The sequence below is a fragment of the Bacillus sp. FJAT-49711 genome (assembly GCF_018343715.1).
GTDB lineage: Bacteria > Bacillota > Bacilli > Bacillales > Bacillaceae_C > Lederbergia.
Window position 1 is genome coordinate 436,428 of sequence record NZ_JAGYPL010000003.1, and the last position, 23,157, is coordinate 459,584.

Sequence of the window (23,157 nt, forward strand, 5' to 3'; positions counted from 1 at the left end):
ACTATACATAAAAAAATACCTTGCAAAAACAATATATCACATAGTACTGTACATCGCAATGTACTGAACAAAATAATTTAGTGCTTTTCTCATAAAAAAACCCGTTATTTAGACAATATAACGGGTTTTTAATGATATTAGGAAGTTGCCTGATTTTCTGTATCTTCAGCTTTAACAATATCCAATATTTTATAATTAATTTCTTCTTTTATTTTTAAATACTCTCCCCATTCAGTTGCATTCGTAAAGAAATAAAGGAAAATTTCATATCCATCCACCATATACTTGTCAAATGTGACGTGAATAGTATCCGGATGAATACCGGGATAGCCTTTTAATAGCTTTTCTATCTGTTGTACCGTTCTTTCTAAATTTTCTTTTGAAGTATCAAGGGCAAGCTTTAACGAAAATGATATTTGTCTTTTCCCCATTTTGCTCCAGTTCGTAATCGGCTGATCGGCAAGTGTAGCGTTTGGTACGGTAACGAGCGCCTGAGTAAAAGTACGTACCTTCGTACTGCGAAAACTTATATCCTCCACTACCCCCTCAACACTTGGAGTCGATATCCAATCACCGATTCTAAAAGGTTTTTCGGAAATAATAATAATGCCGCCAAATAAATTAGCAAGGGCATCTTTTGCAGCGAGCGCAAAGGCAAGGCCGCCCAATCCCAATCCTGCTACAAATCCACTCACGCTGTAATTAAATTCTTCCGCAATCATACTTATTGCTAAAGCTACAATAATAATTCTAATGGTTCTGGATAGAAATGGTATTAATATATTATCGATTTCGATATTATATCTTTTATTAATTCTTGTAAAAAGTAGGGAGGAAGAATCCGATAGATTAAACAGTCCCCAAGCTGCAAGCAAGATGATTGCAGATTTAATCAAACTAATAAAAAGCCGATCGTTTTGTCCAAAGTAAGGAAAGTAATAGGCTGCTATATAAATTCCTAATATGATAAAAAACCACTGCATCGGTTTTTCAAAGGCTTTCCAAATGTTAGTGAATAACTGACTTGGAACTTTACTAGTCAATTTTAAAAATAGAGTAAACACATATTTTGCAAAAATCTTCCTTAAAAATAGGAAGAAAAATAAAATACCAATTGAAATCAAGGTGTTTTTAAAGTTTTCATATGTATTTATATATTCCCAAAACATTGCCCATACCTCCTAGAAAACTTAATTGAAAAAATTTTACCACAAAAAAGCCACCCTATGAATATAGAGCAGCCGCGTCATCAAATAAAAACCTAATCAAACTCCCTCTGTTTGAGGCTGAACCTTCATGTTAAAAATCGGCATAATGACTAAAATTCCGAGCACGAAAAGAATGGCCGAAATTTCAAATATGAGGACAATAGACGATACTTCTTTAAGAACACCGGAAAGGCTCATTGTTAAAACCATGGATCCCGTAAATAACGGACTTAATGTTCCATTCACCCTGCCAATAAACTCTGCTTGTGTACTTTGTAGAATCATCGTATTAATACCGATTTGAATACAAGGGAAAAATAACCCTGTAAAGAATTCTGCTCCCATTGTAAGCGGGAGTGAAGTTGAAAAGCCGACTACACTCATGCCAATGGCATTGGCAAGCATCCCAATAACAAGTAATCTTTGAGGAGCAACTTTCCTCGTGAACATAACTGATAAAGCCCCTCCAAGAATCATACCGATCCCATTTGCCATTAATAGCCATTGTAAATTTTCTTTTGCCAATTCTAATCTTTCTGTTACAAGAAAAATAGTGAGTGGTTGAATCAGACCGATTGCAAGCCCAGCAGCCATAAAACTAAGCCCAAGAAGTTTCAATTCTTTTTTTGCTAGAACATACTTAACTCCGGCTTTCATTTCCTCAAGAACACTTGTCGTCCTTTTTTCTTTTTCCATACTATGGTCAGCTGGAATGAATAATAGCATGACAGCTGAGAGCAAGAATGCCACTCCAGTTATAGCTATTGACACATCAATGCCATACTGTTGGAATACAAATGTACCAACGACCGGACCTAACACCATGAAAATAGCAAAAATGGTTTGGTAAATTGACATTGCTGACTGAATCAGTTCGGGTTTCAAATGCATTTTAAATAACTTCATTCCGGATGGCTGGGAAAATTGTGATAAAATCGCCGAAACTAACGTAGCGAAAAAAATAATTTGCCATGACCCAATTACTAATGTAATTAACACGACGAACACGGAGATGGCACTTAAAATATCACACCAAATCATAGTGAGTTTCGGCTTCCAACGATCCGCGAAAGTTCCTCCGATAAACGAAAAAATAAAGATTGGGGCAAATTCAGCTACAGAAATCATCGAGACTGCAAACGCATTTCCGTTTGTTTTTTCCATTACGAATAAAAGCACCGCAAAATTCCGCACCCAAATACCGACTTGAAGAAATAAAGCTGATAGAAAGATTGCCTTAACAAAACGATTTTTCAATAACTCTGACATATATAACCTCTTTCCAATTTCTACTCGAAACTTAAATTTATCTATTATTTGACGGTCTTTCCATGAAAAATGTTACAGATCTTGTTATAAAAAAACAAGATGTTTTTTTTCGCAGGAGGATTGTAAATCTTATCGAATATAATCTATAGATTACTTTTCCAAAAAGGAATGAATGTATTGGATAGTATAACGAAAACAAAACTGTCGAATGATGAAATACGCAATGTAACAATGTCCGCTTTCGAACAGAGCACGAGATTTATTGAAGAGCTTAAAGGCGGCTTCTTTAATGCAGCTTACTTAATCACGCTTGAGAACAACGATGCAAAAGCTGTTTTAAAGGTCGCACATTCAAGTGATATCAAAGTATTGCGAACAGAAAAAAACATCATAAAGTCAGAAGTACAGGTCCTTAATCACGTTCGAAATAATACTAATATCCCCACTCCTTCTGTGCTCCATACTAATTTTAACAAAGATGTAATCGACCATAATTATTTTTTTATGAATTATATTCCCGGCAAGCCCTTAGATCAACAATATGGCCAACTTTCTAAGGAAGAGTTTTATAAAATAAGCCATCAAGTTGGGGCATACACTAAACAATTTCACAAAATGAAAGGAAAGGCGTTTGGTTACACTTTTTCTGGTCATAAGGGATATAAAAAATGGTCTGATGCGATGATTTCATTTATTGATGACTTAATTCTTGATGCAATCGATGGAGCTATTAAGCTCCCCTTAAGTTTTGAAGAGCTGAGACAAGTGTTCTTAGATAAGTGTTTTATCTTAGATACCGTTGAAACACCTAGCTTTGTGCATCGTGATTTATGGTGGGGTAATATTTTTATTGATCCTACTACTCTACAAATCACTGGAATTACTGATTATGAAAGATCACTATATGGGGACCCTCTTCTAGATTTTGTTTTCGGGTTTGCCGAAGAAAACGAAGGATTTAAGAATGGATACGGAAGAGAAAGTTCTTTTTCCAAGCGCGAGCAATGTTTATTAAGTCTGTACCAAATATACAACCTCCTTTTGATTATTATCGAAGCGCATTATCGAAAATACCCAAACAACGAAGAAAATGAGCAGAAAGCTAGAATTGTGTTAATGGAAGAGATTGAGAAAGCAAAGACATGGCAATTGTAAAAAACAATTTGGAGATGATGACATGGTATCTGCATTGTATTTTGTAGCTGGTCATTCTATTTTTCAAGCTACAAAAGATGATTCTGTTTGGAGTCTCAATGAAATGAAGGCACCGCATGATTTCTATTGTTTGGCAGTAGATCCCATTCGACCTGAAAGGATGTATGGAGGAACTTTTAATCACGGTCTTTGGATAAGCGATAATAATGGCATGAAGTGGGAGCCAGCAGGCAAAGGGATTTATCACAATCGTGTTTTAAGCGTTGCGGTTAGCCCAACTGAAGTAATGAATGATTATAGCGTCGTTTGGGCAGGAACAGAGCCGAGTGAACTATTTCGTTCGGAAGATGGCGGGAAAACATGGACTCATTTTCCAAAGCTCCTTGATTTACCGTCAAAGCCTACCTGGCGCTTCCCTCCTCGCCCACACACCCATCATGTCCGCTGGATTCAACCAGATCTTCATGACGAGAAAAGGATTTACGTTGGAATTGAACTTGGTGGCGTGATGAAAAGTGTTGATAAAGGGGTTCATTGGGAGGACCGTAAACCTGAGTCTCAATATGATTGCCATACTTTAACGATGAATTCACTTGCTAAAAATCGTATTTATGAAGCAGCAGGTGGTGGATTTGCAGAATCACTGGATGGCGGCGCAACCTGGACAACGTTTAATGAAGGACTTGATTCAGATACGTACCTTGTTGATATAGCTGTCGACCCTGCTAATCCCGATATTATGATTGCTTCCGCAGCAAAAGGTGCACATTCTGCCTATGATCCTGAAAGGGCAAATACCGTAATTGTGCGGCGGGAAGGCGGGAAAACATGGGAAGTTATTAATAATGGATTGCCGAAAAGAGATGGCTCTTCTATCTTTTCGCTTATTTCTCACGAATCGGAGCCTGGGGTATTTTATGCTGTAAATAATATCGGAATTTTTCAATCGACCGATACAGGGAAGAGCTGGATACCGTTGCCCTTAGACTGGCCCAAAGCATTAGTAAAAGAGCGAGTTCGTTGGTTTGTTGCAGTTTAAGTTTACTTAATAGGAGATTGTTATGTATCGATATGAAGATAGAACAAAATTATTAAATGAGATTACTAGATACTCAAAAACAATTTGTGGTATTCAAAGTCTATTATTAGTAGGTTCGGGCTCTAGCGGTTTTAGAGATGAACTTTCTGATCTTGACCTGCTAATTGTTGTGAAAAATAGCGAGGATGCCGGCCTCATTCACGATCGTCTTAAGGAATATATACATCAACATTTTCATGTACTTAAAAAAAAGGTTTATCGTCATGAAGAGGATATTTTCGTGACTTGTTTCTTTTTTGATGATTTCTTGGAACTGGATTTAGGCGTATGGTCGAAGTCTAAGCTTAGAGCTACAAAGCCACATTGGAAGGTTCTTTTTGACCGTGAGAACGACGAGATTGACAGGCTGCTTGAAGAATCATTATCATCGCTAAATGCTTCAGAAATAAATGCTGCTGTAAAAGATTCCTTAAGTTTTATTTGGCAATTTTTCCGAAGTGCAGCTGTGGCGTTGAAACGACAGCAATATATTAAAGCATTAAAAGACATTGATTTTATCCGCGACCAAATTATCCGTCTCCTCTGTATTCAAAATGGCATCAACTACGATTTTGATAAATCGATAGATCATCTGGATAGTCCATTTACACCCAAACTAAAAAGAACCTATGAAGTAAAAATGAATGATAAAAGTATCAAAACGGTTCTTTTTGAGATAATGGATCTATATTTTGATGTTGTTGGTGATATGGGTAATGAAGATAAAAAGATCATTCAACCATTTTTATATGAAATGCTAACTAGATAAAAGCTTTTCCCGAGCATAATCTCTTAAGGTGAGCAGTTTGAGTGCGTCCCACTCGTTGCCGCCTGTTTTTCTTTTTTCTTTACTTACTAATTTCGGAGAGCGGTAAACATCAAGAGCACGTTGAATAAGTTGGTGGAATGTTTCAGGCAAATGTAACAGCCCCCACTCACCGCCTTCATCTTTACTATGCACCTTTTGGATATTTTCGTGAACCAGTTGAAATACGCGGCAAATATTTAAAATACTATAATAAGGAGATTCTAAAATATTTTCATTTTCAAGAATCCACTCTAAATCGGAAATGACGGCTTCCATAAATAAATGCCATGGATATTGACCAAAAATATCTTGAATCGGCTGCCCATACAAACAAATCCCTCTTTGGAAAACATACGTCAGATGTGAAGGAAGATCAGAGTCGGTAACCTCTTTACTATAATCCACCTCATTATTTAGTATCATATCAGCCCATTCAGAGCTATAATGCAGTTCAAATGGAGTTGGCACTGGTACTTGTTTTGCGACATCTTTAGTTATGATGCTTAATTCGTTATCACCTAATGTAGGCCTTTTTATAGATTCTAATGCGATAGCACGACCAACGCCACGAGCCATTTTATTTTCTAGCTTATGATCAACGACAATAATTAAGTCAATATCACTTTTAGGGCGGTAATAGCTGCCCATCGCTAACGAACCATGAAGGTAAATACCTACCAAATTACTGTCCAGCTCATCTTTCATTTTTTCTATTAGCTTTATAACAAACGATTTAATATCTTCGTCACAGTTAGACCAAGATTGTGGACGGTTCATTTGTGCTTCTCCTTTTTAATAAAGCTTATAGTAGAATAATCAAATGTTTGATTAATAAAAAGCGCCCGCTATATCGGCTATCTACGTCTTCATTCGTTTAATCAAACGTTTGATTGGATGTTTATTCGGTTAATAATCACTTACTTTTATAATATTTTGGTTAAATATAATGCTACATCATCATCAACAGTCATTTGATCACCATAAGTCAAGAATTTCCCATTTTGAGAAATCCCTAATCCGTCTGGTATATAACCCCTTTTCACATATAATCTTTGGGCGGCTCCGTAATCACTCATAAGTCCGAAACCAATCCCTATACAATTGTATTTTTCGCTAACGATTGTTTCTGCTTCATCCATAAGAGCAGTAGCAATTCCATTTTTTCTATATTTCATTAATACGTTCAAATCTACTATTTCTGGAATACGTGCAGAAAAAAACGGCTCATAGTCAGATTTCCATCTAATGGTTAAATAGCCGGCAAAAAGATTGTTGTACTCGGCAATAAGAACTTTTCTAGTCCCTTCTGTTTGTTCTAAAAAGTAGCTCTCATATTGAGATGCCGGTTTGTTCCAGCCTTGCTCCTTAAATGCTGTTGAAATTGTCTTACAATCTTCTTTCATTAAATCCCTAATTTCTAACATTTACGCATACCCCATTTCGCTATCATTGATAAGCCTTTATATTTAACAACGTTTCCAAGTCCACGACTTCAAAATTCATTTCTTCCAATGCTTCAATTAGCAATGGCAGTGCCTTCTTTGTTTCGATTTTATCGTAGTCTGAGTGCATTAAAATAATATCGCCATTGCGAACATTTTCCACTACATTATGAACAATGTTATTTGCCTCTCTTTGTGACCAGTCTAACGTGTCTATAGACCAAAGAACGATGGAATACCCGTTTTCTTCAGAAATAGAGACTACTTGATCACTTGTATCCCCATAAGGTGTTCGCAAGATAGCTGGCTTCTTTCCAATGATAGATTGGATAGCCTTACCAGCATCCACTATTTCTTTTTCAACTTCTAATTTTCCTAACTTTGTTAGCTCTACATGGTTGTAACTATGGCTTAAAACTAAATGACCGCCATCATACGCTTTCTTTACCACCTCTGGATATCGCTTTACATTACTTCCTAAGAAGAAAAAACTCCCTTTTACATTATAATCATTCAATATATCAATAATTGCAGGAGTAATCGCATCGTCAGGTCCATCATCGAAAGTTAAAGCGACACTTTTTCTATTTGGCCCATTTAAAAATACACTTTGATACTCTGTTGAAAAGCTTTTAATTTGGGCTCGCCAATCTTGCATACTTTTCCAAGCATTGTCCGTTAATTGATTCGAATTGCCCTTTATATCGAGAACGTATTTTTCAACCTCAGCAAGCCTAGGATTATAAATCGAAATATGATCGACATTTTTAGTTTTATTAGGAAAAATGAATTTTAGCTCAATCTGCTCCTTCAATTCATAAACGTAAATACTTTCTTGATCATTGAATCTAATATCTTTCGGTTGTCCCAGTTCAGATTCAACTATTTCTATCGTTAATTCATGTAAATCAGGACCATAGCTACGTACATCATAAATTTCACCATCCTGATTAAATCCAAAAACGGTCTGTTTTTCACTATAAGTCGCGTATGAACCAACGGCGACACGGTCAAGATGAGTAGGTTCTCCCCACTTAGACTTCACTTGCTGAATCGTACTATCAAACACATTAAATGGCGAACCTGCCACCATTCCTTTTTCAGCCCTTTTCATGACTTGATCTAACCCCATGAAAGAAGAGGAATCTTCCTTTGGATGTAAATCAATGCTGCTCTGTGGCAAATCCTTCGTTGGCACTGTTTTATTTGCATCACAGCCTGATAAGATTGTGAAAAAAGATAAAATTAAAATCAGTATTGTTCTAAGCATGGTCTGCTCCTCACTGAAAAATGTTCATATCTAATTATAACAATTAAAATCCTGATAAAAAATACACTAATGACTCTCCAATAACATTCAGGTAAAATAATGATAAATCATATAATAAGGAGTTGACCCATCATGATAATCGTCACAACAGAAAGTATTTCTCATTATAAAATCAAAGAAGTTAAAGGTCCTGTGTTTGGCTTAACTGTTAGAGCACGCGGTCTGGGCAAAGATATCGTTGCTGCTTTAAAAGGGTTAGTCGGCGGAGAGATTAATCAATACACGGAAATGTTGGAAGATGCACGGAAGCAAGCAATGGATCGGATGGTTGAAAATGCGAAAGTAATGGGTGCAAATGCGATTATTATGATGCGCTTTGATTCAGGAGAGATCGGCCAAAACATGAGTGAAATCGTTGCGTACGGAACCGCTGTCGTAGCTGAAGAGGAATAGAGATAATGAAATGGTTCCTTGGATTTTATGGTTTGCAAATCGTCATAGCGATTATCTTAATTTTCGGTTCTTGGTTTATTTGGGACCGTCGTTTTAAAACAAAACACGGTCAAAAAGTTCCTGACGGTTTTGTCCGCACTAAGGAAGTGTCAATTGATCCAACAACGCAAAAAAGACTGGTCGTCTATTTTAATCCTGATACAGGAGAGAGATTTTATAAGGAAGAATAATTTCATTCATTGCAAAGCACATTTTAAACGCACCTTAAAAAATGTGCTTTTTAATATTAATTCTGACTTGCTGACTCCAAAAATTCATCAATACTTCCGGGCAATGCTGGGCCTTCTACTATATCGAAATATTTCCCGTTTATTTCTAATGGATTATTAAAAGTAATACTTGTCAGCCTGTTGCTTCCACTATAAAAGTCAACTATATGAATCCATCCCTTAGCATCTACATTCTGTTTTTCTTTCTTAATTATGTAACGATCCAAAAGCTTTTCGAATTCATTTATGTTTTGTTTATCTTTAACAGTGTAAGATGGGTTTTTCCCTCTACCATCATAAAATACTATTTTTGTAACCTCACTATACTTCAGATTCGCAGCCTCGCTTATTTTCTTTTCTTTATATTGCAACACTATATATCCATTTAAAAAAGCTCCAAAAAAGCTAATTGTAATTGCGATAAATGTAATTTTTTTTGCCACTCTAACATCCTCCCCCAATAATAAAGACGAAAATATTGGAGGCTTTGTTACATTTAAATTCATTCGTATATAAATAACCTTGCCACTAAGACAAGGTGATTATTTGACTCCAAAGAGATCTTAATGAACCTTCTGCATCCACTGGTCCATATAGATGACTTTACTTTGCCTATGGAAAAGAACTTTTTGCGCCTGTAACTGTCCTAATTCAATGACCTTTGATAAAGATTTTGTTTCAAAGCGGCCAATGTCTTGTAAATCGATGTCAATTAATATGTCGGCATGTTCTTCAAGACAGCGATCCGTATTTAGGTCACTTGCAATATCTATATATCTATTCAACACTGAAAATAGATTTGTCGGCTGATGAACATGTGAGCTTTGAACCCTTACGGATGTAACCTTTTCAGCCCCCATTCTTCTGACAATATCAGCAGGATTGTTATTCAAAATATATCCGTCCACTAAGATTTTATTCCCTACCTCAACGGGCGAAAATACTCCTGGAATGGCAATGCTGGCACGGATAGCGATCGCCACTTCTCCAGAATCAATGACCATCATTTCTCCTGATACTAAGTCCACACAAATGACGGCAAAGGGAATATTTAAATCTGAAAAATGTTTTCCTTCTGTCAGTTTTAATAAAGTTTGGTAAATTCGATCCCCTTTAATCCAGCCTTTACGATTAAAACCAATGTCAATATGGCGGCGTATTGACAAATCATGGAGGACACTCATCATCTCACCAGGGTGCATTCCACTCGCAAATAAACCTCCAACTACTGCACCAGCACTAGTTCCTGCAATATGAGTGACTTCTATCCCTTGTTCCATCAATTCCTTCAAAACTCCAATATGGGCAACACCCCTAAGAGAACCACCCCCTAGTGAAAGTCCTGTTCTTTTCAATTGCCCCTACCTCCCTCTCTTAATTCTGTTAAATCCCTTTTTCTCTGTTTTATTTTATATAGTGTAAAGAACGTTATTATGGCAATAATGGCAATTCCATAACCATATATTCCAAATGAACTGGTATAACTTTTAAATGCATCATAATTTCCTTTTAAATAATCTCCAAGAAGAATCATGACATATGACCAAGGATAAATACCGACAAACGTTAAAGTTAAATATTTTAATATGTTTACTTTACTCATTCCCGCAACATATGAGATATAATTTCCAATTCCAAATGGACGCGATAGCGCGATGCTCCAGATTCCGTATCGTTTAAAGAAGGCAGTTCCTTTCTTTAGCCCTTTTTTAAATCGCATCGGAAAATGCTTTTCAAGCTTCTGCCCTATAAAATACGGAATAAGGCTAGAAATACTATACGAGATGGCCATTCCACCCGCTAAAAATATCGTCTGTATATATCCGGGCGACAACACATAGCCGTACGAAAGAACAACAATTAAACCCGGAAAAGGCAAAGAAGAACCTTCTAGAAACATGACGATAAATAAACCAGGAATTCCTATTGTATTCAGCCACTCCAAAAATTGTTGAATCATTGGACAGCAATCCTTCTTTCTTCATTGGCTCCCATAAAAGAATGAATCATATTGGAAATATCATCAGGATTCCCCGTTTTCAATTCCATTAAATAAGATTTTAAAGAATGTTGGAATTCATCAAATGAATGGCTGAAAAAGCCTGTGATTTGTTCAGACAATGATTGGTTTTGTTCTAACTCATGCACGAGATTTAGCTCTTTTAATTTCGTTAAATTGATTTCCTCTTGTCCCGGTAGTGCTGAATGAATAAAGATTGGCAGCCTCTTTTTCAGTGCCTCACTAATTGTTACGCCGCCTGGCTTCGTCACGATGGCATCTACATCGTCGTATAAATGATTCATTTCCTCTCGCGAACTGATATATGGAAGTGGATGGATATTAGCACGATTTAGCTTCTCTAATTTCCGAAATAAATGTTCATTTTTCCCACATAAAACTAAATATTCAATTTTCGAATCATTCTTTTGCTGCTTCATGAGGTCCGTAATATTTCCTAAACCTACACTGCCGCCTGAAACAAGGATTCGATAATTTTCATTCATTTTCTTTGTTCTTATACTCTCTTCTATTTGTTCAGCTATAGGAATTCCAGTTATAAATATTTGTTCCTCAGAAATGTTATTCTGTTGTATTAAATCCTTCCTTACCTTTTGATTTGGAACAAAGTGATAATCGATCCCTTTTTTCCCCCATACATCATTAATGAAAAAATCAGTATAAACATTAATGACTGGTGCGATATTTTCACTCTTCATTTTAAGTTTACTAAGAATATAGGATGGAAAGCCGTGTGTACAGATGATAAGATCTGGTTTTTCTTCTCTTAATATTTGCTTCATCTTTTTCATAAATAGAATTTCATAATATTTATAGGAACGCTGGGATTTAGTAGAATGCGCCATGTGACGATAAGCTTTAGCATATGATTTGGGAAAATGATGAATCCATTCAAGATACGTTCGCGTTACAACACTTTCCACAATTGGGTTCCAAGTACTCAGTAAATCTATTTTTTTACAAGTAATGGTGGGGTTTCGCTTTTGTATATAGTTTGCAATGGTATCAGCCACTTGATGATGTCCCGACGGCATCCTTAACAGTGGGAAAAATAATATTTTTTTCATACCGTTCAATCCTTTCATTGATTCACTATTAGCATACGAAATATTGAAGACGGATGAACCCCGCCACAGACTAATCATTTACTCAGACCTAAGACTGATTTTTTGTTCTTTCTTTATATTCCCTAAGCTTATGTACATGACACTTCTATAGACGAAAGCTAAAAGTAAAACCCTACACAAAGAAAAGCGCAAGGCGCCCGTTCAGCGACGTACAAACTTTTTAAGCTTCTGACGAGATAAAGGAAACACGGCGAGGAACGAGCCGATGTTGACTTATCGTAGGAAGAAGCTGAAAGTTTGCTAGTCGCTGGGCGCCTGAAGCTAGACAATGAAAGACTTGTTTTAAATAAGGATCGTATAAAATTTTATACTTTCTTTACTTTGTAAAAAAACACATACGAAAAATGAGTCTTTTCGTATGTGTTAGTATAGGAAAATAGTTATGATATTATGATGTCCTGTTCCTGTACATCAAGCCTTTTTAATTCATGGTCTACTTCGTCTTTTTTTCTTGCCAAACCATCAAGCACACGTCTTACATCTTGAAGGACTTGATTAAGTTTACTTTTTGCATCTGTTATTCGCGAATGCACCATCCAATCGGAAAAAATATTATCAAAAAAGAGATCAGTAAACGTAAAAATATCCTTTTTATTTATAGTGAACGATTCTGCTGCAATATTTTGAACATCCATCAACTCTGTTTCAAAATGCCTCAAGGCACGCTGAGCACGATGGATCAAATCTTCCGAACTATTAATTTCCGAATATTTAATCGCAGAGACGATTAATCCCCCACCTAGAAAAGTATCCCACATGGACATACCTTCAGCAGAGCCTAATTTATTGAGAGCAGCATCCAATGCACGGATAGCTTTACGGCCCGCTTCCTCTGCTTCGCCAAGTTCACGCATCATTGACCGCAAGGATACTCGCACATCTGCAATCTTTTGCAGAGTGCTATTTGCAACGGAATCATTTTGTCTAATCCATATTTCTTTTTCCTTTAAAAAATCGGTCCAGTCCTCATCAATATAAGTAAAATCAGGATTTTGCATTTCTTTTCGTAATTTTTCCGTTTCCATTTTAAGGTCCATCACCGTTTTTTCAGCTTCATTATATTTTAGCTCCGCCTCAGCAGCCTCGGCCAATTCCTTCTCCATCTGTTCATCCCATTTTCCCGTCCAAGCTTTAAGTTTATTAGTAAACGAAAACTTGCCCAGTTTTGCTATATCTTGTTGTTCCTTCGTTAATCTTCTATATAATCTGTCGCGCGAATCGATTGCTTCATCTAATCTTTTTTCCGCCCCGTTTAAACGACGCTTTATACGATCCCGCTCAGTTCGTTTCATTGTCAGTTCCATTTGCCGATCATATATATCCTGCCTCATAGAGACACCCCCTTATATAGATTACGGTTAAATACGGGAGGAAGTTTCGTGAGTTTTCATAAACCTTTCATTGACTTTTTATAAAAGTCAACTATTTCGGGATACGATTGCATTTCTATTTTCCCTTTTTCATTAATAATGTAAGTTCCTCTTTTTATCCTTTCAAACCATCCATAATAGTTTTTATGAAGGATAGAGAGGGTTTTATCTCCTGTTCCGAATTCACGCAAAAGCTTTGGAGAAAGTGGTCCAAACCGTTCAAGGCAGCAAGCGATATGAATGCAGTTTTCTTTATAAGCAGTCATGATTTTTGTCTGATTACTGCCACCTATATTATAATCGCCATGCCTGCCTTCTATTTCTTTCATGATATTGTCCCTTTTTTTCCTGCTTACCTGCATGCTTTTATTTCGGTCAAAAAGACTTGGATGGATTTTAACCTCCACATACGCACCTGATTTTTGAAAAGACACAATCATGAGCCCTAATTCCAATCTTCTCATTAAATAGCAAATATCTTTCCATTTTTTCGTTCTTAGGCTGAATTTTGGTTTTGGTATTGCAATATAAACCATGTCTGTAAGACGCTGTCTTTTCGTAGCTTGAATTAAGAGATCGATATTTAAGGATAACTTTAATTCCACGATAACTAGATGTTCCTCCTTCAACGCCGCTACATCACAATGGTGTACCTCCCCATGAACCTTATATCCTAATCTCTTAAAATATTGTTGAACTGGCTCATATAAATCAACTTCATATATTTTCATCATCTCGCCCACTTATTGAATATTTTCTTAATTAAATAATTATGAACAATCAAGCAGAATTATTGCAATATAATTTCAAACGAGTTATTATATCAAAAGTGCCTAATCCAATTATAAATGACTAACATTTATATGTGGAAAAATCTTATGAATAGAACGGAGAAGACAACATGAAAAAACTATTATTTTTAATAATGGGTACTTTATTATTAACTGCAGCATGCGGAAATGGTGAAAAGCCAGCAGAAAAAGAAGATGCCGTTGTAGAAAATAACGCATCCGAAACGAGTGAAGTAGCAAAATTCCCTGAATACTCCATCGTTAAAGAATACATTCCAAATGCTACATATAAAGAAAGTCTTGAAGAAGACAATGATGATCAACGTGTAATTTTATACGAAAATGAAGATGGAACAAGCTTCAAAAGTTTCTATTTAAAAACAAGGAATATTTTACAAATCAGAGATCTTAAAGAAGATCGTTTGACTTATAATAAAATGTTCAATCCAGATAAACAATAAATGTAAAAGCTCCAATCTTTTATTAGATTGGAGCTTTTCTATTTCCAGGAAGGAAAAAGAGATGTTTTAATTGAATCTATTTGTATCAACCATAAAGGGGTTTTTATAGATGGAGCAGCGACATATCATTTTATTTAAGCAAATGGAAACGTATCGAAGTTATGTTTTAAGTGTACTGGAAGATGTCTCCATAGAAAAAGCAGAAATAATCCCTGAAGGATTCAGTAATAATATACGCTGGAATTTAGGACATCTTTATCTTGATCAATATTTATGGATTCAGGCTGTAACAAAAGAAGATACTGCGGTTCCAGAAGAATTTAATAAATGGTTTGGATTTGGAACATCGCCAAAGAATTTCACAAGCGAAACTCCTACATACGAAGAACTTAAAGTTCTACTAACGAAGCAGCCTAATGAAATAAAAAGAGAATATGGCAATAGATTGGAAGAAAAATTTTCTCCAACTGAGATGGGGATGCATACGATTGAACAAGTATTGGTTCGCACAATTTTTCACGAAGGAATGCATTTGCAAACAATTTTAGATATAAAGAAATTAATATAAGTTTGGTTGGCGGAGAAGGTGGGATTCGAACCCACGCGGCAGTTGCCCGCCCTAACGCATTTCGAGTGCGTCCCCTTCAGCCGGACTTGGGTACTTCTCCAAATATGAGGAATGCTTGTAATAGGTATTGAACCAATGTCATAGTCTTTGCGAGTGACCGCACAAAAAATTATATAACAGTTTCCTTTAAGAGTCTAATGATAAAATAAGCTATATTTATCAAGGGTATAATAAGAAATAGAAATTGGAGTTTGATTGGAGGAGGACTTTTGAAGATTGTCGGTATTTCTGGTGCACTTTCAGGTCAAAAAACATCACAAATGGTTAACGATTGTTTATTTGCAGTGAAGAAAGCCAATTCAGATATAGAACTTGAGTTAATTGATCTAAAGGATTTTGATATAGAGTTTATGAAAGGCTTGCCGTTATCTTTTTATAATGATGACACCCAAGCAGTCGTGAAAAAGATTTTAAAAGCAGATTGTATAGTGATTGGTACGCCGATTTATCAAGCGTCGATATCTGGAAGCTTAAAAAACTTGTTGGATTTAATGCCGGAGCGAGCTTTTAAAGGTAAAGTTGTCGGTTATATTTCCAATGCCGGCTCGGATAAACATTTCATGGTAGCCCAATTCCATCTGGAGCCAATCATTCGTTTTCTCGGAGGGATAATTCCTCCAAAGAATATATTTGTTAACTTTGACCACTTTGATCCTGAAGATAATATCATCATCGATAAACGAGTGAAAGAAAGAATCACGGATTTTGGAACGATTCTTGTTAAGATGACAGAACAGTTAGGCAGTGATTATTAAGGATTTTGACTCTCTTCTAGTGTGAAGAGAGTTTTTTTATGAATATTTTTGGCTTTTTTGTTTTAAATGTGTTCTTACATGCAATCTATGAATGCAAGACATGACTTTTTTCGCTTAATACAGTTCATTCGTCCAAACCATACCGTAAATGGATTTATGGATACATACATTTGGGAAGATGATGTAGATATAATGTATGAAGATCTTAAGACAAAAGGCGCCATTTTGGAGGCGAAACTTATAAATCTGCTATATGGTATGAGAGGAGTTCTTGTCTATGATGTAGATGGGTATCGTTTTTGTATTGGGGGACCTTCGAAATAATACCTAATTTCGCCATTTAAGAACATTGGCATAACAGCTTTAGCAATACATCCAGAAACAAGTACATTCGTTTTTTACTCCTAAACCCTGATGATAGAAAATATCGATATAGGTGACGTGTACTGCTGGCTGTGCTCCACAAGCGTGGAACTTTACTGAAAAAACTATACTCTTTTAGATTCGTTTATTAATAATTTTACGTATAAATAATTTGTTAATAATGCATAGAATTTGTTGTATTAACACAGTCATTCTATCGGCATTTTCCCTAAAATCACCGTTTTTCACCCATTTCCAGCGCTACTGGTTTCATCTTCTTCCTGTGGACATAAACTGGATAGAGAACATGAACAAACGAGGTGATTAAATGGAAAGACAGTTTTATGGAAATCCCGGAATGCCTATGAATTATCCTATGGGTTACCAAGGCTACCCAATGCATCATTCTGGTTATCATCATGGTCACCACCATGGCCATCATCACGGGCATCACGGACATCATGGACACCATCACCATGGGCATCATCACTATGGACTTGACCAAACCCAAATCCAGCTACAAAACCAAGCATACTCACCACATCATATGATGCACTATGGCCACCATCAACAACACCACAAGCCTCATCATAAGAAGAAATACTATAAGTAAAAGCCGAAGAAGATACGGGATATGCCGTATCTTCTTTTATGCGGAATAGTATTAAATTCGATGCTAATTACTAGTTACGTTTTAAGAAGCACTATTATCGACATTTTTTCCTTTGAAGATCAAGTTCGACAATTTGAACATTGCTGACCTTAACAGTCTCTTTCCAACAAGTATGGGCACCAATAACAAAATTGATTACCTTCACCATCTCTTTTTCCAACACTAAGGGAACCAATAACACGATTGATTACCTTTACCATTTCTTTTTCAACGACTAAGGGAACCAATCATGCGATTGATTACCTTTGCCATCACTTTTTCAACGACTAAGGGAACCAATCATGCGATTGATTACCTTTGCCATCACTTTTTCAACGACTAAGGGAACCAATCATGCGGTTGATTACCTTTACCATTTCTTTTTCAATGACTAAGGGAACCAATACGCTAGAAAAGCACAAGCATAAAAATTCTGTTTGTATTTCCCATCAAATAGATGCCATTCTATTGCCTGCTTTCAAGTTTTGCTGATCTATCAGCTTTTTTATTTTCTCAACCGCTTCATCCACATTCCTAGCATTTAAGATCACTTTCTGACTCTCTGGATACTGGTCTGCCGTAAATTTGTATCGTGGATCGTAGTAGTATTCCAATAATAATCTTACAGCAATAGAAAATTCCTCAATTTGTAAGCTTCTCTCTATCTCTGCGGCTATCGGAGTATGGATGCGCGGCTTTATTTTTTGAAATGCTTCCATACATTCAGCTTTATATTCCCAAGGTCGGTAATCGTCTAAAATATGCTGGACTCTTTCCTCAATTGGCACCTCGATAAAAATTTGGATGCCTTTTTCTTTGAGGTTATTCAATGAATTTGGCAGTACCGCTCTACCAATTCGTTTGCTCTCTCCTTCAAATATAACGTAAGGGGCACTGTGTAATTCAACTAAACGGTCGATTAAGAGGGAGTCGAACGTTTTCTGGTTATGAGGCTGCAATCCGATTTGTCCGAATATAGATCCTCGATGATTCGCCATGTGTTCTAAATCTATTACAGGGTACCCTTCATCTTGTAGTTTTCTTAAAATAAGAGTCTTGCCTGTACCGGTATTCCCATTAAGAATGAATGCTTTCTGAGTACATTGCATCTTTTCTAATTGATCGACAACCCATTTTCGATATGCCCGAACGCCTCCTTGAAGACGATTCGCTTTCACGTTCATTAAATCTAAAACCGTTGCGGATGTTTTGCTTCGCATCCCACCGCGCCAACAGAAAACGGTTATCTCCCCACCTATTTGTTTAAAAGCTTTAATAAAATCGGGGAGCTTGGCTGAAACAATTTCAAGACCACGATCTTGCGCTGCTTCCGGATTGACCTGTTTGTATAATGTCCCAATTTCCGCCCTTTCCTTATCATTAAACAGCGGAATATTTATGCTGCCTGGAATAGTCGAATGGTAAAATTCAGATGGAGACCTTACATCAATAAGTGAAATTTCCCCTTTTTCCCTCAATGCCATCACTTGTTCAATAGCTATGTCGCGGAACATGGTATCTCTCCTCTTAACCTTTTAAATTACAACAATTTTACCTGAATGGTCGTCCATTACCTCACCAATAATAGCAGCTTCGACTCCAGCCTCAAGGAGTTCGGCTAAAAGTCCATCAGCTTCATCACCCGCAATGGAAATTAATAGTCCTCCTGATGTAACGGCATCACATAAAATCCATTGGTCAATTGTATCCATATTTTCTGGAAAAGATACTGAATCCTGTATATGAGAGTGGTTATTTTTTGTTCCACCAGGAATAATACCTTGCTCCGCCAATTCCCTTACTCTATCTAAAACAGGAACCTGATCCTTTATAATTCGAATCCCCACTCCGCTTCCTTTCGCCATTTCTAACGAGTGGCCAAGCAGCCCGAATCCAGTAACATCTGTACAAGCATGAACATTAAAAGATTCCATCGTTTCGGCTGCTTTCTTATTTAAAGTTGCCATGACCCCTGTTACACGATTAATTTCCGATTCGTTCAATAATCCTTTTTTAAGAGAAGAGGTTAAAATTCCTACACCAATCGGCTTTGTTAAAATTAATTTATCACCTGGTTCGGAACCTGCATTCGTTCTCACCTTTTCTGGATGAACCAAACCAGTTACAGCTAAGCCGAATTTCGGCTCCTTGTCATCTATGGAATGACCGCCGACAAGCGCTGCTCCCGCTTCCTGCAACTTATCTGCAGCCCCTCGTAAAATTTCTGCTAATATGCTTTTATCTAATGTTGCAATTGGAAATGCCACAATATTGAGTGCAGTCAATGGCTTTCCTCCCATTGCGTATATATCACTAATAGCATTTGCAGCCGCAACTTGTCCAAATGAATAAGGATCATCTACAATTGGCGTGAAAAAATCAAGGGTTTGTACAATGGCTAAATCATCGGCTAGTCGATAAACCCCTGCATCATCGCTAGTATCAAGACCAACTAAAAGATTTGGGTTTGGACTGGCAGGTGGAAGCATTCGAATCACTTCAGATAAATCTGCGGGGCCAATCTTGCATCCACAACCACCTTTTGAGGATAAAGAAGTAAGTTTAATTGCATCCATTTGGGGCATACTTAATCAACCTTTCTGTTTGGTTTCAATATTATGTTTATTATAGATGATATTCAGGCAACTTTTCTAATTAGAAACACTCCTTATATAATGGTTTTCCATTAATATTCATATCGCATTAGTGATACAATAACAGGGGCACATTTGCATAAGAGGAGTTTACATATATGAAGATCGAAAAAAAGCAGCTTTTTCAAGTGCTGAAAATATCATTTCCGCTCCTATTGTTAATATTAGCGGTCATGGAAATACAAAAATCTGTTAAAGGGGTCGATTTGAATCTACTCCAACAAGAAGTAAGCCAATTACAAATATGGGAATTGGCCTTATTTTTCATTATTGCGCTTTGTGCCGTCTCACCGATGTTTTTATACGATGTGATGATTGTAAGATTGCTAGGAATTAAAATATCTCGCAGAAGGTTAGTGAAACAGTCTTTTATCGTAAATACCTTTTCTAATATTATCGGCTTCGGTGGTCTCGTCGGCTTACTGTTAAGAAGTTATTTTTATACGAAATACGATATAGAAAAACAAGGGTTACTAAAAACAATTGCTTCTGTCACACTATTTTATCTTACTGGAATATCATTAATAGCCTGGATCATTCCGATTGGATATCGCAATTTCCCTTTATTTCAGGAAACTAAGTGGCTTATGCTTGCAGTATTGGCGGTCATTTTATATTTACCATTATTTATTGGTGTTTATATTTTTCAAAATAAACGAAAAAGTGGTTCACCTTTAAAACTTCAAGTAGCTGGCAAGCTCGTAATTGCTTCAGCGCTTGAATGGGCGGCCGTCTTCTTTGTTATTTGGTACTTAACTCATTTATTACATATTCCCGTTCCTTTATCTAGCTTAATCCCTATTTTCGTCATTGCCTCTTGCGCAGGGATTGTCAGTATGATTCCTGGAGGAATTGGATCATTTGACCTCGTTTTCCTTTGGGGAATGCAAATCTTTGGAATTCTTGATGAGAAGGTACTTTTTCTGCTCATATTGTATCGGCTTGGCTATTTTATTTTACCTTTCCTATTCGCTGTCATCCTATTCATTAAGGAATATTGGGATAAATGGAATCGTTCATGGAATGACTTGCCAAATATTTTCTTTCAACGGGTTAGTCACATTTCTTTAACCGTTCTTATTTTTATTTCAGGACTAATTCTTTTGCTTTCAGCTGCTGTACCAGGCGTGTTGTACAGGCTGAAAATCGCGGAAGGATTTTTATCACAGCCCATTATGCAAATTTCACATCAAATGACGGTTGCAGCTGGTTTTATTTTATTGGGTCTGTGTAGAGGAATTGAGTATAAAGTAAAAAGAGCATATTATTTGTCCATATTAGTACTTTCTTTTGCAGCTATCTTTTCTGTGTTAAAAGGGATCGATTATGAAGAAACAATCTTTTTATTAATCGTGGCTGCCCTTTTATTTATGTCAAAAAAACGATTTTACCGAGAAAGTTATGTGATAACTTGGGGGAAGGGCCTTTTCGACATTACTGTTGTCTTGATCATCACGGCCATGTATATATTTATTGGATATATGAATTTACCAACATCAAAGTTCAATATTCCTGCTAGACTTCGTCCTCTTGTCATTACTGATTATTACGATTTATTTTACAGCGGGATCATTGGTATTGTCATTGCAGCTTTCATTTTAGTTTTAGGTTATTTTATTCGGAAACCGAAGCTTATTGTGAATGAGCCCTCTACTCATCAGGAAGAAAAAATAATGGAACATATTAAAAAGCATACAGGGACTGTGCTTTCCCATCTTATCTTTTTACATGATAAATTTGTTTTTTGGAATAAAAAAGAAACCGTTCTATTCAGCTATCAAACATATGCAGATAAAATTATAATTCTAGGTGACCCCGTAGGAATTAGAGAAGATTTTCCTTCTGCCATTGAAGAATTTCTAGAATCGGCAGACCGTTTTGGGTATCGGCTCGTTTTCTATGAGGCAAGCAATAAAGTCATTCCTCATTTACATGAGTATGGGTTTGATTTTTTCAAATTAGGTGAGGAGGCATTTGTCGATTTAGACGAATTTGCACTTACCGGGAAGAAAATGAAAGGGAAAAGAGCGATAAAAAATAAATTTGAAAAGGGAGGCTATTGGACAGAGCTGATTGATCCACCTTTTCAAACAGAGCTTTTACAACAATTAAAAGAGGTTTCAGATAAATGGCTTCATGGTAGAAGTGAGAAGGGCTTCTCACTCGGTTATTACGATGAACATTACTTAAGTATGTCAAAGGTCATTGTAGTAAGAGGAGAAGAAGGAATCATTGGTTTCGCCAGTATCATGCCTATGTATGATGATGAAAAGACAATCTCTATCGATCTGATGCGCTTTATTCCAGATGCTCCATCTGGAACAATGGATTATATTTTTATTTGTCTTTTTGAATGGGCAAAGGAATCCGGCTATCGTACATTTAATTTAGGGATGGCTCCCCTTTCCAATGTCGGACAATCGAAGTTTTCGTTTTTAAGCGAAAGAATGGCTGCTCAATTATTTTTACATGGTCACTTTCTTTACCACTTCAAAGGATTGAGAAATTTCAAGGAAAAATATGCAGATAAATGGGAGCCTAAATATTTGGCTTACCGAAAAAAATCGTCCCTAACTTTTACGATGGCCCAAGTTACATTATTAATTAGTAAAAAAAGGGATTAGAAAATTAAAGTCCGATTACCATCGCGGTAATCGGACTTGATTCAATTTTGCAAAGTTCTTAATCGATACGCATTCATGGCCGTTTCGCCTAAATGATCAAGGAGATTGTAATTAGCATACGCTCCTACAACTGCACCTAACCCAGGTATTAATTGCAGCATTTTAACGAAATCAATATAATCACGGTATTCCTGTTGGAATTTTTGCCAATCCATATCCACTAAAAACTGCTTTTCTCCCTCCCAGTTTTCAATAATATGAAAGGTTTCTCTTCGTTTTTCATCGCTTGAAAAAGCAAGCTGGAAAACGTGAAGTATGAACAAGCGCTCTTCATACTCATTTGTATCAAAACCATAAATAGACGCCGCTTCAAATAAAAATTTAATTTCAATGGACAACAGCAACGGAAAATCAGCTAAACCGAGTAAAATGCCTCCAGCACCTGTACCAGCACCCTCAATCACTGCTGTTTTTCGATAATTAGAGAGCTTTTCTTTAAGCATTTCGTCCTTCTCATAAAGATTCATACCAATGGTTTGATGCTTCTTCGTCGTTACATTTGATCCTACTAATGTTGCTTTTACCATGTTTTTAATGCTTTCCGTCATAACAGTATGCACTTTTTCAGGAATCAACTTGTTGACTTTCGTTTGCGCTTTTTTCGATATTCGATTAATGAGGCTTGACTGCTTAAGCATCTTTTCCTTCCAAATCCGCAGCTCATCCTGTACCTTTATACTATACTCAGTCATGTTCGATC

Annotated in this window: 25 protein-coding genes and 1 tRNA gene; 10 read left to right on the plus strand and 16 right to left on the minus strand. The window is 36.5% G+C overall.

Features of this window, described 5'->3' with window-relative positions:
- Positions 1 to 137: 137 nt before the first annotated feature.
- Both KHA96_RS16175 and KHA96_RS16180 read right to left on the minus strand, forming a co-directional pair.
- On the minus strand, positions 138 to 1,169 hold the full coding sequence (locus KHA96_RS16175; protein WP_213130344.1) for a mechanosensitive ion channel family protein: 1,032 nt from the start codon (positions 1,167 to 1,169) through the stop codon (positions 138 to 140).
- 96 nt (positions 1,170 to 1,265) lie between these two features.
- Positions 1,266 to 2,477, minus strand: coding sequence for an MFS transporter (locus KHA96_RS16180; RefSeq protein WP_213130345.1), 1,212 nt, complete (start codon positions 2,475 to 2,477; stop codon positions 1,266 to 1,268).
- Positions 2,478 to 2,654: 177 nt separating this feature from the next.
- On the opposite strand from KHA96_RS16180, the gene KHA96_RS16185 reads away from it, so the two are divergent.
- From KHA96_RS16185 to KHA96_RS16195, 3 genes are read left to right on the plus strand one after another with little or no spacing between them, the layout of a single operon-like run.
- On the plus strand, positions 2,655 to 3,632 hold the full coding sequence (locus KHA96_RS16185) for a phosphotransferase family protein (RefSeq protein ID WP_213130346.1): 978 nt from the start codon (positions 2,655 to 2,657) through the stop codon (positions 3,630 to 3,632).
- A complete protein-coding gene (locus tag KHA96_RS16190) occupies positions 3,604 to 4,671 on the plus strand; it encodes a WD40/YVTN/BNR-like repeat-containing protein (RefSeq protein ID WP_249315653.1) in 1,068 nt (355 codons plus the stop codon). Before KHA96_RS16185 ends, KHA96_RS16190 begins: the two co-directional genes overlap by 29 nt.
- 22 nt (positions 4,672 to 4,693) lie before the next feature.
- A complete protein-coding gene (locus tag KHA96_RS16195; RefSeq protein ID WP_213130347.1) occupies positions 4,694 to 5,479 on the plus strand; it encodes a hypothetical protein in 786 nt (261 codons plus the stop codon).
- Here KHA96_RS16195 and KHA96_RS16200 read toward each other — a convergent pair.
- From KHA96_RS16200 to KHA96_RS16210, 3 genes are all read right to left on the minus strand, one after another.
- Positions 5,468 to 6,295 (minus strand): nucleotidyltransferase domain-containing protein, encoded by an 828-nt coding sequence (locus KHA96_RS16200; protein WP_213130348.1) that lies wholly within the window; start codon positions 6,293 to 6,295, stop codon positions 5,468 to 5,470. The genes KHA96_RS16195 and KHA96_RS16200 overlap by 12 nt on opposite strands.
- 146 nt (positions 6,296 to 6,441) lie before the next feature.
- A complete protein-coding gene (locus KHA96_RS16205) occupies positions 6,442 to 6,942 on the minus strand; it encodes a GNAT family N-acetyltransferase (protein ID WP_213130349.1) in 501 nt (166 codons plus the stop codon).
- Between the two features lie 22 nt (positions 6,943 to 6,964).
- The gene (locus tag KHA96_RS16210) at positions 6,965 to 8,230 is read right to left on the minus strand and encodes a polysaccharide deacetylase family protein (RefSeq protein WP_213130350.1); all 1,266 of its coding nucleotides are present in this window, start codon (positions 8,228 to 8,230) and stop codon (positions 6,965 to 6,967) included.
- 132 nt (positions 8,231 to 8,362) lie between these two features.
- Between KHA96_RS16210 and KHA96_RS16215 the strand changes: the two genes are divergently transcribed.
- Positions 8,363 to 8,683 (plus strand): YbjQ family protein, encoded by a 321-nt coding sequence (locus KHA96_RS16215; protein WP_213130351.1) that lies wholly within the window; start codon positions 8,363 to 8,365, stop codon positions 8,681 to 8,683.
- A gap of 5 nt (positions 8,684 to 8,688) precedes the next feature.
- A complete protein-coding gene (locus KHA96_RS16220; RefSeq protein ID WP_213130352.1) occupies positions 8,689 to 8,913 on the plus strand; it encodes a hypothetical protein in 225 nt (74 codons plus the stop codon).
- Positions 8,914 to 8,969: 56 nt separating this feature from the next.
- Here the strand turns inward: KHA96_RS16220 and KHA96_RS16225 are convergent, their stop codons facing one another.
- The 6 genes from KHA96_RS16225 to KHA96_RS16250 form a co-directional block, all read right to left on the minus strand.
- The gene (locus KHA96_RS16225) at positions 8,970 to 9,395 is read right to left on the minus strand and encodes a hypothetical protein (protein ID WP_213130353.1); all 426 of its coding nucleotides are present in this window, start codon (positions 9,393 to 9,395) and stop codon (positions 8,970 to 8,972) included.
- Positions 9,396 to 9,515: 120 nt separating this feature from the next.
- Positions 9,516 to 10,307 carry a patatin-like phospholipase family protein gene (locus KHA96_RS16230; RefSeq protein ID WP_213130354.1) on the minus strand — a complete coding sequence of 264 codons (792 nt, stop codon included), beginning with the start codon at positions 10,305 to 10,307 and terminating at the stop codon, positions 9,516 to 9,518.
- The gene (locus KHA96_RS16235; RefSeq protein ID WP_213130355.1) at positions 10,304 to 10,912 is read right to left on the minus strand and encodes a DedA family protein; all 609 of its coding nucleotides are present in this window, start codon (positions 10,910 to 10,912) and stop codon (positions 10,304 to 10,306) included. The genes KHA96_RS16230 and KHA96_RS16235 overlap by 4 nt, the downstream gene beginning before the upstream one ends.
- Complete coding sequence (locus KHA96_RS16240) at positions 10,909 to 12,039, minus strand: MGDG synthase family glycosyltransferase (RefSeq protein ID WP_213130356.1); 1,131 nt, start codon at positions 12,037 to 12,039, stop codon at positions 10,909 to 10,911. Before KHA96_RS16240 ends, KHA96_RS16235 begins: the two co-directional genes overlap by 4 nt.
- 440 nt (positions 12,040 to 12,479) lie before the next feature.
- Entirely contained in the window at positions 12,480 to 13,430 is a 951-nt protein-coding gene (locus KHA96_RS16245; RefSeq protein WP_213130357.1) for a hypothetical protein, read from the minus strand.
- A 56-nt stretch (positions 13,431 to 13,486) separates the two neighbouring features.
- A complete protein-coding gene (locus KHA96_RS16250; RefSeq protein ID WP_249315654.1) occupies positions 13,487 to 14,200 on the minus strand; it encodes a DUF2161 domain-containing phosphodiesterase in 714 nt (237 codons plus the stop codon).
- Between the two features lie 170 nt (positions 14,201 to 14,370).
- On the opposite strand from KHA96_RS16250, the gene KHA96_RS16255 reads away from it, so the two are divergent.
- Positions 14,371 to 14,721, plus strand: a complete 351-nt coding sequence (locus tag KHA96_RS16255) for a hypothetical protein (protein WP_213130359.1) — start codon at positions 14,371 to 14,373, stop codon at positions 14,719 to 14,721.
- A 109-nt stretch (positions 14,722 to 14,830) separates the two neighbouring features.
- Entirely contained in the window at positions 14,831 to 15,289 is a 459-nt protein-coding gene (locus KHA96_RS16260) for a DinB family protein (protein ID WP_213130360.1), read from the plus strand.
- A 7-nt stretch (positions 15,290 to 15,296) separates the two neighbouring features.
- Here the strand turns inward: KHA96_RS16260 and KHA96_RS16265 are convergent.
- A tRNA-Ser gene (locus KHA96_RS16265) sits at positions 15,297 to 15,389 on the minus strand.
- Between the two features lie 169 nt (positions 15,390 to 15,558).
- Here KHA96_RS16265 and KHA96_RS16270 point away from each other — a divergent pair.
- Positions 15,559 to 16,104: an NADPH-dependent FMN reductase gene (locus KHA96_RS16270; protein WP_213130361.1), complete on the plus strand. Its 546-nt coding sequence runs from the start codon at positions 15,559 to 15,561 to the stop codon at positions 16,102 to 16,104.
- A gap of 66 nt (positions 16,105 to 16,170) precedes the next feature.
- Positions 16,171 to 16,428, plus strand: a complete 258-nt coding sequence (locus KHA96_RS16275; protein WP_213130362.1) for a VOC family protein — start codon at positions 16,171 to 16,173, stop codon at positions 16,426 to 16,428.
- Between the two features lie 413 nt (positions 16,429 to 16,841).
- Here KHA96_RS16275 and KHA96_RS23270 read toward each other — a convergent pair whose 3' ends face one another.
- The 3 genes from KHA96_RS23270 to selD form a co-directional block, all read right to left on the minus strand.
- Positions 16,842 to 17,006, minus strand: a complete 165-nt coding sequence (locus KHA96_RS23270) for a hypothetical protein (RefSeq protein WP_213130363.1) — start codon at positions 17,004 to 17,006, stop codon at positions 16,842 to 16,844.
- A 562-nt stretch (positions 17,007 to 17,568) separates the two neighbouring features.
- Positions 17,569 to 18,633 (minus strand): tRNA 2-selenouridine(34) synthase MnmH, encoded by a 1,065-nt coding sequence (gene mnmH / locus KHA96_RS16285; protein ID WP_213130364.1) that lies wholly within the window; start codon positions 18,631 to 18,633, stop codon positions 17,569 to 17,571.
- Positions 18,634 to 18,654: 21 nt separating this feature from the next.
- Positions 18,655 to 19,695 carry a selenide, water dikinase SelD gene (gene selD / locus KHA96_RS16290; protein ID WP_481748252.1) on the minus strand — a complete coding sequence of 347 codons (1,041 nt, stop codon included), beginning with the start codon at positions 19,693 to 19,695 and terminating at the stop codon, positions 18,655 to 18,657.
- Positions 19,696 to 19,871: 176 nt separating this feature from the next.
- Between selD and mprF the strand changes: the two genes are divergently transcribed.
- Positions 19,872 to 22,397, plus strand: a complete 2,526-nt coding sequence (gene mprF, locus KHA96_RS16295; protein WP_213130366.1) for a bifunctional lysylphosphatidylglycerol flippase/synthetase MprF — start codon at positions 19,872 to 19,874, stop codon at positions 22,395 to 22,397.
- 41 nt (positions 22,398 to 22,438) lie between these two features.
- Here mprF and KHA96_RS16300 read toward each other — a convergent pair whose 3' ends face one another.
- Positions 22,439 to 23,149, minus strand: coding sequence for an EcsC family protein (locus KHA96_RS16300; protein ID WP_213130367.1), 711 nt, complete (start codon positions 23,147 to 23,149; stop codon positions 22,439 to 22,441).
- Positions 23,150 to 23,157: the final 8 nt, after the last annotated feature.